This is a genomic window from Chryseobacterium sp. POE27 (assembly GCF_039727685.1).
Classification (GTDB): domain Bacteria; phylum Bacteroidota; class Bacteroidia; order Flavobacteriales; family Weeksellaceae; genus Chryseobacterium.
Map to the genome: position 1 here is coordinate 1,811,417 of NZ_CP152475.1, position 13,584 is coordinate 1,825,000.

Annotated in this window: 13 protein-coding genes and 1 pseudogene; 3 read left to right on the forward strand and 11 right to left on the reverse strand. The window is 36.7% G+C overall.

The annotated features are described in order from the left end of the window. Positions 1–146: 146 nt before the first annotated feature. The 11 genes from AAHI02_RS08490 to tssO all read right to left on the reverse strand — a co-directional run bounded on the left by AAHI02_RS08490 (position 147) and on the right by tssO (position 10,363). Positions 147–1,109 carry a hypothetical protein gene (locus tag AAHI02_RS08490; protein WP_346986267.1) on the reverse strand — a complete coding sequence of 321 codons (963 nt, stop codon included), beginning with the start codon at positions 1,107–1,109 and terminating at the stop codon, positions 147–149. A gap of 99 nt (positions 1,110–1,208) precedes the next feature. Continuing rightward, positions 1,209–1,739, reverse strand: a complete 531-nt coding sequence (locus AAHI02_RS08495) for a hypothetical protein (RefSeq protein ID WP_346986268.1) — start codon at positions 1,737–1,739, stop codon at positions 1,209–1,211. 142 nt (positions 1,740–1,881) lie between these two features. Beyond that, the gene (locus AAHI02_RS08500; protein ID WP_346986269.1) at positions 1,882–2,790 is read right to left on the reverse strand and encodes a hypothetical protein; all 909 of its coding nucleotides are present in this window, start codon (positions 2,788–2,790) and stop codon (positions 1,882–1,884) included. Positions 2,791–2,798: 8 nt separating this feature from the next. Then, entirely contained in the window at positions 2,799–5,246 is a 2,448-nt protein-coding gene (locus AAHI02_RS08505; RefSeq protein ID WP_346986270.1) for a glycosyl hydrolase 108 family protein, read from the reverse strand. Positions 5,247–5,267: 21 nt separating this feature from the next. After that, entirely contained in the window at positions 5,268–5,771 is a 504-nt protein-coding gene (locus AAHI02_RS08510; protein ID WP_346986271.1) for a DUF4280 domain-containing protein, read from the reverse strand. A gap of 94 nt (positions 5,772–5,865) precedes the next feature. Beyond that, positions 5,866–6,690, reverse strand: coding sequence for a hypothetical protein (locus AAHI02_RS08515; RefSeq protein ID WP_346986272.1), 825 nt, complete (start codon positions 6,688–6,690; stop codon positions 5,866–5,868). Then, positions 6,587–7,927, reverse strand: coding sequence for a hypothetical protein (locus AAHI02_RS08520; RefSeq protein WP_346986273.1), 1,341 nt, complete (start codon positions 7,925–7,927; stop codon positions 6,587–6,589). Before AAHI02_RS08520 ends, AAHI02_RS08515 begins: the two co-directional genes overlap by 104 nt. 4 nt (positions 7,928–7,931) lie before the next feature. Next, entirely contained in the window at positions 7,932–8,267 is a 336-nt protein-coding gene (gene tssR, locus AAHI02_RS08525) for a type VI secretion system protein TssR domain-containing protein (protein WP_346986274.1), read from the reverse strand. A gap of 53 nt (positions 8,268–8,320) precedes the next feature. Further along, positions 8,321–9,226, reverse strand: a complete 906-nt coding sequence (locus AAHI02_RS08530; RefSeq protein WP_346986275.1) for a PKD domain-containing protein — start codon at positions 9,224–9,226, stop codon at positions 8,321–8,323. 62 nt (positions 9,227–9,288) lie between these two features. Then, positions 9,289–9,816: a type VI secretion system transmembrane protein TssO gene (locus tag AAHI02_RS08535; protein ID WP_346986276.1), complete on the reverse strand. Its 528-nt coding sequence runs from the start codon at positions 9,814–9,816 to the stop codon at positions 9,289–9,291. Positions 9,817–9,826: 10 nt separating this feature from the next. Further along, entirely contained in the window at positions 9,827–10,363 is a 537-nt protein-coding gene (gene tssO, locus AAHI02_RS08540; protein ID WP_346986277.1) for a type VI secretion system TssO, read from the reverse strand. A gap of 178 nt (positions 10,364–10,541) precedes the next feature. On the opposite strand from tssO, the gene AAHI02_RS08545 reads away from it, so the two are divergent. From AAHI02_RS08545 to AAHI02_RS08555, 3 genes and pseudogenes are all read left to right on the forward strand, one after another. Then, positions 10,542–11,213 carry a response regulator transcription factor gene (locus AAHI02_RS08545; protein WP_346986278.1) on the forward strand — a complete coding sequence of 224 codons (672 nt, stop codon included), beginning with the start codon at positions 10,542–10,544 and terminating at the stop codon, positions 11,211–11,213. Between the two features lie 139 nt (positions 11,214–11,352). Continuing rightward, entirely contained in the window at positions 11,353–11,643 is a 291-nt protein-coding gene (locus AAHI02_RS08550; protein WP_042720843.1) for an HU family DNA-binding protein, read from the forward strand. 355 nt (positions 11,644–11,998) lie between these two features. Further along, positions 11,999–13,560: pseudogene (locus AAHI02_RS08555) on the forward strand (Rne/Rng family ribonuclease). The last annotated feature ends 24 nt before the right edge of the window (positions 13,561–13,584 follow it).

Consider the following 13,584-nt stretch of genomic DNA (forward strand, 5'->3'; position numbering starts at 1 on the left):
GATTGTGTTACAAAGATATAGGCAACAAATTTCTTAGAAAAACTTTTACACGCAAATGTGACTTTTTGTAGTAATACTACGATTTCGTGTAGTAGTTTTACGACATTGAATATATTTAAACTATAAAATCCTTTATTAATGAGGATTTACACCAATTCTGCAAGAGTAAAAAAACTGAAATTTTTAACTCCGAACTGGAAAATACTGTGTTGAATATCGATATTTTTAACCATTCCGGTATGAGTATTCAGGGTGTATTTTCCGGAAAAACTCATCTCACTGCCAGATGATATCGGAGTTTGAAGCAGAATAATTTCTTCATCATAATCAGCATTTGCTATTTTCTGCTGGAGATCAACAGGTGTATTTTCCTCTCCTATTGATTGCTGCAAATACGATTTTCCATTGATAAATGTATTCCGTAAAGAAGCAAAATAGTTTTTAATAAAGACATCTTCCCTCATTCTTTCAGCAAAAATTTCTTTGTTAAGAATGGCGAATTCAAATTCATCGAGATAAATTTTCGCGTATTGATCAGGAAAAAGATCGTTCAGGCGCTCTTTTATCTTTTTAAATTGATCCATTGTATGCTGAGTAAGGCTCACATTGATGATATTCCCTTTACGATCTGTTTTTATCTCCAAGGGGTTAAGCGAGCGGACGGATTCTGAGGCCAGATCTGCCATCATGCTTCCCTGTTCGTCTGAAAAATTATTTTTAAAAAGGTGAAAAATATGAGAGTCATCTTCATTTCTGATCCATTTTACAGAGACGGTGTATGTAAGAGTATTTTGCTGCCTATCCAACAGATTTTCTTCAATTTCTTTATTGGTAACAGCATAAATTTTGCTGAAATTTTCTGGCCTGAAAGGCAATACAGGATTAAGTCTGGGATTTTTGAAATAAGCATCGTTCCGGCTGTTGTACTCACTAATTTTATCAATATCAGGAATCAGTAGTTTTTTCCGTGGAATAAGATTATCGTAAATAAAATCTTCTCTTGCACAATGCTTATTGTGAAATTCTTTAAGATATTCCGGATTTTCGAGTTGAATTTCTTCAGATATGCTTTCCAGCGTTTCTCCGGAAAGTATAAAATGAACGATCATATATTCCGATTTTTGACTTACCCTAATGTAGTGTAAAAAATTATTTTACAAAAATGTTTATAAAGGTATTTTAAGAAGGCGAAAAATGCGTCTTGAAAATTATTTTTCTTTTGTAAATTCCAAATACTTATCGCCGCATTGTGTAAAATGATCAAATTCATTCATGGAATTTCCATAGTTCTGAATGGTAATTTTATCTCCATCAAACAATCCGCCGATTTCCCCCATGACAAGACCTGTTATTTCGCCCGTTTTTTCATCGGTTTCAGAAGAGACATTGCCGGCAGCAATAATTTTCTTCTTATCAAAGATTTTAAAAGTTGGCTTCCCGTCGTTATTTTTAAATTCAATTGAAAACCTGCCACCGTCACAGTTATTAGCGACAAAGGTTCCTTCAACTATTTTTTTAGAAACTGCCGAGTTTACTTTATCATTATCATTGATGCCTGTGTCTGCAGAATCTATTATTGCCTTTTGTTGTTCCGAAGCCGGATTTGAATCCTGTTTTATCACGCCGGAAACAGCTGATGAATCCTGAATATTCTTTTCCTGTTTAGCCTCATTTTTCTTACATGAAATGACAGTGAGTCCTGTGAAAAGGCATAGGCCGATAAAGTTTTGTTTAATCATAAAAGTTTACTTCTTATGTGATTGATTAATCAAAAATACCATAAATTTCTATCAAAAAATATTTTTATTTTTAATTATAATAAAATTTAAAAAAGCCATGCATCAGCACAATCTCTTTAAAGTTCTAAAATAGTTTTAAACTTTATTTTTTCTCAAATTTACCAAGATTATAGGCATATTTTTCAATCAAGCTTCTCCTGCCTCCGGTTTCGCTGAAGATATTAATCGTATTCTTTGCATCTATAGAAAATGTTTTTGTTGTTTCACTGTCGCCATTGCTGTCTGCTACATTTATTCCGTTTAACATTGCATTCCCTTTTGCAGAAACTAAATAGATCAGTTCGCTGTCTCCGCCCACATTATTTACAATATAAAGATCATAGCCGTCTTTTGAGAGGATTTTCGCACTTGCATCGGCAGTAAGATCAAACTTATCCATAAAAGCCTTCTTTAGCCAGTCTTCAGGATGATCTGTGAATTTTATTTTATTCTGATTTTCAAGATCTTTATAGTCTACTGGCAAAAGATCTACAGCTTCGTTACCGGAAGAGCTGACAGGTTTTGTAGCGGTGTAATTATGTTCTTTTTTGGTAAGTACACAGTCATCCGGGGCATAAAACGTTCCTTTGGGAGCCTTGATTACTTTCCAATGAATTTTATCATCAATTAAAGAGATTTCAAATTCGCCTTTGTCTGATGGAGCGCCAAAAAAGCTGAAGAACTCACCGACGATTTTATCATCTTTAATGTTTCCTATTACGTTATATTTCTGCTCACTTTCGCAGTCTATTTTCCCACCGCTGTTGGCAATGGCACAATACTGTGCTTTGATACTATTTCCTTCCTGAATAATGGTAAGGGTAAACTGCTCTTCGGGAACATCTGCATTAGCCTGTTTTTTCTGATAGATCCATTCGCCTGACCAATTGTGTGCTGATGCATTATTGTTGTTTTCTGCAGGGGAACTGATGACAGATTTTGTATCGGTTGCTTTAGCCTTATTTTCTTTACAACTTACAATCAGTAAAAAAATTAATATTAAAAATCTCATATGCTTACTTAAGGTTTAAAATTCAGACAATCATCTACTCTGTTCAGCCAGCCTTTAAGGAAAACATCCTGATCGTTCTTTTTACCATTTGTAAAAGTGAGATCTGTATAATATTGCTTTCTTATTTCGGCTATCCTTGTGAGCAGCTTGTCCTGATCATGAACGTTATTGATCGCTTCAATGGTTTTGGAGCCTATTGTTCCGTCGTCTTTAATATCCTGTTCAAATTCATTCTTCAGCAGCCTCTGTACCTGTTTTCCGGCACCACCTGAAGTAATCGTCCAGTCATACACCATCAGTCCTACTCTTTCATCTTCCACTTTACAGAATCCTTTTGGTTCCCAATATCTTTTGCGGTAAATTGTAGTAGCCTGTTCGTCGGTTATTGTCTTTAAATTTTCCAGCGTTGGTTCTACATCTACGTCTTCCTTTGCATATTTTTTCCATGTAGCAAATGTAATGCCTTTATTAGTTGCTCCGCCTTTGTCTGAAGGGTGATCTACAAATCCTCCTTCGTGAGCAAGAATAATTGGTGCTACTTTCTTAAATTTCGTATCGCAATCCGCAGCAGGCGATGTAGTTGTATCTTTCTGCTGAGATTCAAATTTCTTAATACATTTGCATGTATTGCTAAATCCTGCTTCAAGAGCAAGCTGCATAATGCTTTTGCCATTCAGAGAGGATGAGTTTTTGGCAAAATATTTATCATCAAGATACTTCTTATCAAACTCCCTTACATCCATATGTATCCAGCTATAAGTATGATTGGAATCAACCAATGAATTATCGGTATTCAATCCAATAGGCTCTAAACTAAAGTTATTCTTTTCTGTCCAGCTGGTTTTTGCATTAAGATATTTATAAAAAATATCCTCTCTTATTTTTTTAAGCTCAGCAATATTTTTATAGAGCTGCCCACGAATCTGCCATGTTCCCTTATCAAACTGAATATCAATTGCCTTCCCCTGATGATTGGTCGTTCTGAAATTTTTGAACCGACATCTGTAGCCTGAGCTTATTTTCCCCAAACTATATGTTGCCTGTTTGCTTAAATAAAACTTAACAGCCTTAAGTCCAAACAAAAGCGATCTGTGAATCCCCGGATATTCATAACGGTTTGACTTTTCAGGTTCGGTATTATCTCCTGTTTTATCTCCGAACTTATCACATTTATTAAGTTCTTTTATACCTCTCAGTTTACTTGTCACTTCCTTGCCTTTGGTCGTACAGGAACAACTAAGCTGGTTCCAGACAGTAGCAGACAGATCAAAATTTGTAGAAAATTCGTCGATTGCTCTTAAAACATTTCCACATACTTTACCGGTTTCGGGAACTTTCATATAGTCTCTCTGAAACTGTTTTATCATTTTCTCGGTGCGGTCTGTAAACTCATCTGTAGGTACATTTCCTCCGAATCCTGCCAACCGGATATTGATCTCTCTGATAACCTCATTTTTATCCCCTTTTTTGATGCAGTATTTTTCGCCGCAATCGGTACTTTGTGCATCTTCATTTTTTACAACGCTTGTCGTTTTTCCTTCCGGTTTTTGTGGTGTAGGTTTCTTATCCGGTTTTACCGTACCTTTTGATTCTGCCCAGTCCCAAAGCTCATCCCACCATTCTGCCGCTTTATCCATGATCCCTTTTTCCTCCTTTTTAGACTGAGGTTTTTGGGCGGCAGGAGAACCGGCTGCTTTTGGCGGAGCTGTAGAAGTAGCAGCTGGAGTTTTCGTCTTTGGCGTACTTGGGTCTGACTGTGGCACAGGCGGTTTGTAATCAGGATTTTTTACTTCCCGGTTTTCTGAAGCATGTTTTTTATCTTTATAATATTCTACCGTCACATAGAATTCTAATTCCTTCGGATCTCTTTCTCCCTGGGAAGCCTTCTGCATTAAAGCTTTCGTTAAAACAAATTCCGCAGTAGCCGTTCCCGTTCTGTCTACTATAGCTTCACGACTTTCAACAAACTGATTGTTGGCATTATGTCCTTCGCCGGGAGCATCATCTTCCCAAAGGGTAAACAGCAACTTCTTTCCCGTAAGATTCACACATTGGGCTTTAGCTACAAGTTTTTCGGTATAGCTGAAAACAGTTCCGGGAGAATCATCGACATACCTCAGATCAACTTTCGTGATCTGTGGAACTCCTGCAGGTTGTGGTGTAATATCAAGCGTTGTGGGCCCCTGCCCTTCAGGCTCATGAAGATAAGCTTCCAGGCGATAGGTATTTTTAGCTGCCACTTCACCAAATGTAAAACTTCCGTCACCTTTCTTTTTGATATTAGTCGTTGTAAAGCTTCCATTGTCACGTTTCTTAAAAAGCTCCCAGATTACTTCAGCAGGATTTCTTTCGTCCGCCGGCGTTGCAGGATACCAGTCTGTAACCATATAGGTGGTCTTTTCACCTACTGTAGGGGTAGGATTTCCTGAAATTTTTGAAACTCCTTTTTTAGACATAGAAAGTGTTTTTAAGATTAATTAGTACGCATCAATTTCACTTTCCAGAACAGTTTCTTTGTAGTTCTGTATATTTACCAGCGGATTGATGTGCCGCAATGTTTTACTATCAGCACTTTTCACATTTTGTTTACTCATTTGTCCGCGTTGTCCGTGATCTTTAATGGTAATTTTTCCTCCTACCGTACATTGTAGCTCAGAGGCCTCTGTAACGATCTTTTTACCTAATATTTTCACCTTTTCATAGGTTTTCTGCCATTTTCCGGAAGGTGCATAAGAGCAGGGTAAATTTCCGCCTGAAGAAGGTTTTAATTTACACTTTCCAAAACTGGGCCCGGAAGGATTGAACTGAAGATCGTCTTCGGTAACGGCCAGAAAATCTGCGTTTCCGTCTGAATCATTCCAGAAGTGATGCTGATGAGAGGTAACTTTATACTGAGGGAACTGATCACCCTGGTTGCACTGGGCTTTACCTTTCTGTACGACAAAGTGTTTGCCGTCATGGGGAGATGATTGCTGTGACATAATATTTTGGTTTGGATACTATCAAAGATAAAAAATTTACATTAAAAAAATAAAAAAAGCGGAAATTAATTCCGCTTTTCGTATGATTAAGTTGTTAATGTTTAGTATATTCCGGTTGTTCGGTGGGTAGCATTGTCGGCATAAAGTATTCATTCAGCCAATAGAAAGTCTGCCCGTTCTGCTGAATTTTTACCGCCGGATCATTTCTGTGAGAAAGCATTCTCTCAGCTAAATCTTTGTAGTGACGGAAGTAAGTTCTTGCCGTTTCATTGGTTACAATTTTAGATTTTTTCCAGCCTTTCAGCATATATTTTGACATCATCTCTTCTTCAGAATTATCAAAACCTGTGCTTACTCCTACCGCATAAGACATCGGCTTTTTGTATAGCTCACCTTTATCCAGGAACTGTAGCGTCGGATTGTATTTTTTTAAAAGTTTCACAAATTCTCTTACCGCCCTCGCCTGGCTGAAATCTGATCTCTCAGCACCGGTTTTCTGGTAAACTTCAGTATAGAATAATTTTAAATTATCATATTCGGTTTCAGAAATTAAAATTCCTTTTTCAAGTCCGGGCTTATAATCTTTAAGATCTTTCGGAATATATCCTTTTACCAAAAACGGGTTTCCATAATTGATGAGCTGCGCCGCAATGCCCGCAGGAACAGGATTGGTAAGTCCCGGATACATATATTTGTATTTCAGATCAACATCCGTTCTTCCGGCTCCCACCGATGAATGGAAATAATCGTTTAAAGATTTATCTAAAGTCATATTATCCAGGGTAACCTGCGATATCAGGCTGTCTACAGATTTTTTAAGATATCCCGGGGTTGCAATGTCTCCTTTTTTTAGGGAAAATAACGAATCCCTGAGACATACTCTGCTTCGGATAATCCAATGAGAAAAAGCCTTCGTCACCTTCTACAAGATTAAAATTATTTTTCGTTAAAACATCATTCTGATTGATGATTTTCTGTTTTTTAAGCTCTGCAATATTTTTAGCCGTATTCGTTACTACGTTTTCAGCCATCAAAACAAAATCATTGTATGTATCTGATGATCTTGCGCTTGTCTGGAACATAATCACTCTTGCCTGGGCCTGAGTAAGAGAATTGATCACCCCATACATATTTCCATTCTGGGCTGCTGATGTTCCTACGGTAACCACAATGTTTGTTTCGTCCGGAAAATTAGACAACAGATTTCCTGCTGCCATCAGGCCTTCGTTTACCGGCTGATATCCGCTGTTGCTTGCACAGTTCATCTCATTGGTTTTCTGATCGATGAATGTTGTGATCTTGCTGTAATCAGAATTCAGAGGAGAAACCGCCACATTATCACCGCACGGATTATTTTTATACAAAACTACGCCATATTTCACCTGATTAAAATAGGAAGGCTTTTCAAACCTTAGCTGTAAATCCTGCAAAAGGGATTTTACAATGGGAGCATACGGCGCATTCGGAGCGCTGATATCCAGTGTAAATACAATGTTTATTTTCTTATCCTTATCTGTTATTTCTCTATATCTTTCAAAGTCAATAGGTTCACCTAAAACATTGAAAACATAATTTTTGCTGTAATCCAGAATATTCGTAAAATATTTGGTTTTAGAATCCGGAGCTGGTGTTTCATTTAAAGGTAAAGTCACCGGGAAAATATTTTCGAGTGGTGTTCTTTTGTTAACATCCGTCAGCAAAATGGCCGTTTTGTTTTCAGAGTCATTTCCTCCGGGAGCACCTTCATGAATGCCTAAAGTGGTATCCGTGATTCCTGTAGTATTTTTCATTTTGACGGCAGAACGTTCACCCCAGCTGGAAATAACATTGGAACTTACCCACCCGTAAAGACTTGTTCCTATACTGTCGATATCAATAGTCGGATTTTTCCCTACGAGAAATCTTTTGTTGTTTTCTGCCTGTTTGTAAACGTAAACCATCTGGCCGTTCGGGATTTTCACATTCGCCTGCTCGATAAGACTCGGTGAATTGAACACCATAATGGAATCATTTTTATAATATCTTTCGGAGTTTCTGATGACTTCGCTGTTGCTTGGTACTACGGCAACTCTCACCGGAAAACCTGTTTTTTCGCTTTTAAGTGAGTTGCTCCACAAAAGGAGGTCAGATTCCGGAATCCAACCATAGGTTTTCACCTGTTTAGATGAAACTTTTTTTCATTAAAGCATCAGGAATGTATTCTGCTACCTTTACCATACCGTCGCGGTGCTTTAAAACCATCAACGGTTCCAGAAACTTAACTTCTTTATAAGATTTTTCATCACTTTTATCCAGATAGGCCGTATTTCTGGATCGGTCTGAAATAGCAATCCATGGAACTGCTTTTTTCGGAAAACCATTAACGACAGGTGAATTATCAACTTGTCCGTAATGTGCCGGCTCGGGCGTTCTTTTAGACGGTAATTTTACCTGACAGGCTGTCAGCAATACCGAAATTCCGATATAATATGCTGCTAGAGGAAGTTTATTTTTCATCCTTATTAATATTTTATGATAGTGTGAGTGTGAATCCCGAAATGAGACGGATATTATTTGCTTTGGTTGATATCTACTTTGGTAACGCAGTTTTGTGCATCATCAAAATTTACTTTAACGGTCTGAATGACATTATTCTTATCAAACTGCAGTCCTGCGCAATACATGTAAAAGTTATTTACTTTGCTGTCGTTTACTTTCACTACTGTATTTTCGTTGTTGCAGAGATACGTTCTCAACAGATAATTGTAATGCATGTTGAAGTTGTTTCCGTAGGCAATCTGCTGAAGATGATATTTAAAATCATTATCAATTTTGGCATAAGTGTCTTCTACACTTACTTCATCTTCCAATGCATCATAGTAAGGAAGAATTTTGATCTGGTGAAGAACCGGTTCTGCTGTTTCATCGGTGATAAGACTTACCACATAATCACCGGGCTTCTGATAAGAATAGATCGCCAGTTTGTCTTTAGAATCAATTCTCCCGGTTTCCCCGAATTTCCAGGTAAACTGTTTACCGTCTGAAATGGCACGGAACTGCACATTTTCGAACTGCATGGCCTGAGAAGGGGCGTCAATGAGTGTTACCGTTTTTACACTGTCCTTTTTCGGAACTGTTCTTGAAGAAACAATGATGGGAAAAGATTTGGAATATTTATTATCGATAATCAATGTTACCTGATAATATCCCGGTTTGTTGTAAAAGTGAATGCCCTTGCTTTTATCGCTGGTGGTTCCGTCTCCGAAATTCCATCTTTTGGTTTTGGCAAACTGTGTTTTGTCTTCGAATGAAAGCGTATCTCCCTCTTTCAGGGTAGACGGATAGACGAGTCCGACAATATCGTCGGAAGAGTGTATCACTTTCTTCTGCAGCCATAATGCAACCAATGCCGCTATTAACAATGTTGCAATAACACCGATAATAATGTTCTTCTTGTTTTTCTGAAAGTAATTCATAGTTAATGATTGTGTGATGTGTGTATTGTGTTTGTGTAATAATTTTCCTTAGTGTAAAAAGCTTACTGAGACCTTGAATTCAAAGCTGTTTCGCGCTGGAAAAGCTGACTTTTCTTTTCCTTAAAACCGATTGAGCATTCTTCAAATTGTTTTTCAAAGTTTTTGATATTCTCAGTTTTACTTGAAATAATTTTTTTGTCGTTGAAATACATTTTATAAAATTCCGCGATCTGCGGATATGCCTCTTTTCTGATGTCATTGATATTTTCACCGTTCTGGTAATAGCCGGCTACATCATTGATCCCATACATAATGTTGTTTTCCACAAAAGGCTGCGGAGCTTCGTCGGTAAGCTTATTGATCATTGAAAAAGTACTGTCCAGTACTTTATAAGACAATTTTTGCTTCTGGTCAAATTTCGCCTTTTCCTCCAGCATCTGGACTGATACGATATCGTTATCCGAAAAAGGAGACTGAAAACCTCTTAAGAAAATGATTCCCATAAAAATAAGGGCCGTAAAGAGCATCAGAATTAAATATAAAAACTGGTAACGCCTTTCTTTTTTTGATAAGGTAACTTGTGCTTGCATAGTGTTCGTTTTATCTTCTTCTTCGCATTCCTGAAAATTTCCTGGTAGGATCTACCTTAAGTTCACTATTGATAATTCCTATTTTCCCTTTGCATTCGTTGAGATTTCTCAGCGCTACCTGCTCCTTATAAGAAACGTCAATGATCTGTTTTTTTAAGGCCAGCATCGGCTCAATATGCTTCATCAGGATGGAATAGTGCTTAAAATTATTCGCACTGTCTGTCCCCATGGCCCCTCTCGCGTTCCTGACATCTTCCATGATTGCATTTCTCAGGAAAATATCATTTTGCACCCTGTTGATGTCAAGCTGATCCATACGGTAAAATATACTTTCGATATGATCTTTCAGGACAGTGCTTCTTCTAAGCAGATCCCGGTACTTGTCCGCTTCATTCTTTATCCCTTCTCTTTGGATGTCGTAGCTTTTAAAAAAGAAAAATACACAGATGAAAGAAACACCTGATAAAACGATGAACGATAGAACAAATTTCCAAATGCCTATCCTGACGTCTGCCTTGTTTAGTTTTTTCTCCCGGTTCGAAGACATATAATGTGATTTGTTTGGAATGTGAAATTATAAAAAAATAATTTATTCACAAAATTTAAATATTATGTTGATGTAATATTATTTTTTCAATTAAATTAAGATTAATTTTCACTTTCATCTTATTTTCATAATTTAGTGATCTGATTTTTTAATCATCACACACCAAATCGATATTAAAGTGAGCAAATTATTGACCAATACTGTGCGGTTTTCCATTGCAGACAGTGATTTTTATTTTAAAAAAATATTAATCAAAATGCTTACCGAAAACCCATTCTATATGCTTCTTAATGACTGCAACAATGGTCATGAGCTGATCAGCAGAAATTACAGAAGGCAGGAAGATGTTTTTATTGTAGAGCTATTCATGCCGGTACTTAGCGGGCTTGAAGCCATAAAATACATACGGAAAAGCAATACTGAAACCCCCATCATTACCTATTCCGGGACCTATCAGGAGGATATGGCAGAGATCCTTTCCAAAATACCGAATGTTTATTACTGTCAGAAAAAGAGTAACGTCATCAAAGATATTATCAAAGGAAAAATCACATCCGATACTTTCGATTACAGCAATTATACAAAACAATGGGAACAGCAGCCGCTCGCGGTAATGGAGTACATGGACAGACAGAAAAAAAGCCAGGAAGAACTTTCTCCAACGGAAATCCAGCTCATGAAATTCTGCTACGAAGGCTTCAGCAACAAGGAAATCGGTGAAAAGCTGAATCTCAGTACAAGAACCATAGATACCTACATCAATCGCCTCACGGAAAAGCTCGGATTGAAAACAAAACTTCACCTGATACGCTTTTGCGTAGAGAACGGATATTACAATTCCAGTATGTAATGTTGATTTAATAACTCCATAATACAGACTAAACATTCAATTTTCAATCTCTTAACGAAAAATATTTTGCCACTAATTTGCTAATATTCAATTTTTTTAACTAAATTTGCACACCTAAAATTTAAAATTTAAAAAGGAAATGACAAAGGCAGAATTGGTAAACACCATCTCAAATAAGTTGGGAACCGAAAAGAATGAAACACAGAAAGTTGTAGAAGCTTTTATGCAGGAAATCAGAACTTCTATGTATAATGGAGATAATGTTTATTTGAGAGGTTTTGGATCTTTTATCATTAAAACAAGGGCGGCTAAAACGGGAAGAAACATCTCTAAGAACACTGCAATTGTAATCCCTGCTCACAACATTCCTGCTTTCAAACCATCAAAATCTTTTGTGGAGAAAGTAAAAACAAAAGTTAAAACGAAATAATAACTGAATATTAACTAGTTACTAAAAAATTATAATTATGCCAAGCGGAAAGAAAAGAAAAAGACACAAGGTTGCAACTCACAAAAGAAAGAAAAGAAGAAGAGCAAACAGACATAAGAAAAAATAATCTCATTCCTGAGATTTATAATATACAATATAGTTGGTGATTTTAAATTTTTAAAAATTCACCGACTATATTTTGTTTTGTAACTATTAAGATGGCAATGAAAGGATTTTATATTTTATCAAAAAAATTGTTATTCATTCAGTACTAATTCTTAACTTAAGGATAAATTTATATGATGATATATATATCTGTTTTCTACCTTCTTAACAATTTTTATCTTACATCAAAATGAAGAAAGAACTAATAGTTTCGCATGAGGATGATCTTACAAAGATTGCACTGCTGGAAGACGGAAGACTATGTGAACTTCATGAGCAAGAGGACAAAAGTGACTTTATAGTTGGAGATCTGTTTATCGGAAAAGTAAAAAAAGCTGGCTCCCAATCTGAATGCCGCATTTGTAAATATTGGCTATGAAAAAGATGCCTTTCTCCATTATCAGGATCTTGGGCCACAATATCTTACCTACAGAAAATTTTTGAAGGATACTATTTCCAAAGCACAAAGCACTTCAAGCTTAAAAAATTTCGAAATACAGCGCGAAATAGATAAAAACGGAACCGTAGACAAAGTCATCGCAAAAGATGACGTCATTTTACTGCAGATTACCAAAGAGCCCATTTCTACAAAAGGACCGCGAATATCTACTCAGATTTCGCTTACAGGCCGCTTTCTGGTGCTTATACCTTTCGACAATAAAGTGTCAGTTTCAAAAAAAAGTGAAAAGCTTTGAAGAAAAAGAAAGGTTGAGAACACTCATAGAAAGTATTAAACCGGAAGGTTTCGGAGTCATTATAAGAACTGTAGCAGAAGGAAAAAAAGTTGCAGATCTTCACAACGATATGAATCAGCTGATTCAGAAATGGGAAACCACATTTAAAAATCTTCAGAAAAATAAAGTTCCGTCCAGAGTATTAAGTGAAGACGATAAAGCTTCAGCTATTTTGAGAGACAATTTCAACCAGGATTTTGTAAGCATCACCTGTGATGATGAACAAATGGTTGATGAAATGAAAAACTACCTGGAAGTAATTGCTCCGGAAAGAAAAAATATTGTTCATTTTCACAATGCTCATATTCCTCTTCTGGAATATTATAACGTTGAAAAACAGCTCAAGCAAAGCTTTGGAAAACACGTCAATATTCCAAGCTCAAAAGGCGCCTATCTTGTCATAGAACATACCGAAGCGCTGCACGTAGTCGACGTAAACTCCGGTAATAATATCACAACAGGAGCTGCCGTAAATAAAGAACATGCCTTAAATGTAAATAAGATGGCAGCAACAGAGATCGCAAGGCAGTTGCGTCTCCGTGATATGGGTGGGATCATTGTAATCGATTTTATCGACATGACAAATCCCGAACACAGAAGAGATCTGTACGAACATCTGAAAGAAGAAATGAAACGTGACAAAGCTCGTCACAAAATACTTCCTCCAAGCAAATTCGGGCTGATACAGATCACCAGACAAAGAAACCGTCCGGAAAAACAGATCGATACCAAAGAAGAAAACCCTAATAAAGACGGAGAAATCGTCGCTCCTATCGTTATCGTGGAAAGAATGGGTGACGCCCTCAGAACCATTATGCAAAAGGAAAAAGGGAAGCTTTACCTTCATGTACATCCGTTTGTTGAAGCATATCTTACCAAAGGTGTCAACAGTATTCAGATGAAATGGTTCATGAAATACAAAAAATGGGTAACCGTTGTCCCAAGAGACTCTTTTAAATATTTAGAATACAGAATTTATAATTCAAAAAAAGAAGAATTAATAGGATATTCTAATTAATGAAAAAATTCAACCTCTGGCTAT

Coding starts and splice junctions, on each gene's coding strand:
- AAHI02_RS08490 (WP_346986267.1), bottom strand. CDS start 1,109: ATGATCGTTCATTTTATACTTTCCGGAGAAACGCTGGAAAGCATATCT.
- AAHI02_RS08495 (WP_346986268.1), bottom strand. CDS start 1,739: ATGATTAAACAAAACTTTATCGGCCTATGCCTTTTCACAGGACTCACT.
- AAHI02_RS08500 (WP_346986269.1), bottom strand. CDS start 2,790: ATGAGATTTTTAATATTAATTTTTTTACTGATTGTAAGTTGTAAAGAA.
- AAHI02_RS08505 (WP_346986270.1), bottom strand. CDS start 5,246: ATGTCTAAAAAAGGAGTTTCAAAAATTTCAGGAAATCCTACCCCTACA.
- AAHI02_RS08510 (WP_346986271.1), bottom strand. CDS start 5,771: ATGTCACAGCAATCATCTCCCCATGACGGCAAACACTTTGTCGTACAG.
- tssR (WP_346986274.1), bottom strand. CDS start 8,267: ATGAAAAATAAACTTCCTCTAGCAGCATATTATATCGGAATTTCGGTA.
- AAHI02_RS08530 (WP_346986275.1), bottom strand. CDS start 9,226: ATGAATTACTTTCAGAAAAACAAGAAGAACATTATTATCGGTGTTATT.
- AAHI02_RS08535 (WP_346986276.1), bottom strand. CDS start 9,816: ATGCAAGCACAAGTTACCTTATCAAAAAAAGAAAGGCGTTACCAGTTT.
- tssO (WP_346986277.1), bottom strand. CDS start 10,363: ATGTCTTCGAACCGGGAGAAAAAACTAAACAAGGCAGACGTCAGGATA.
- AAHI02_RS08550 (WP_042720843.1), top strand. CDS start 11,353: ATGACAAAGGCAGAATTGGTAAACACCATCTCAAATAAGTTGGGAACC.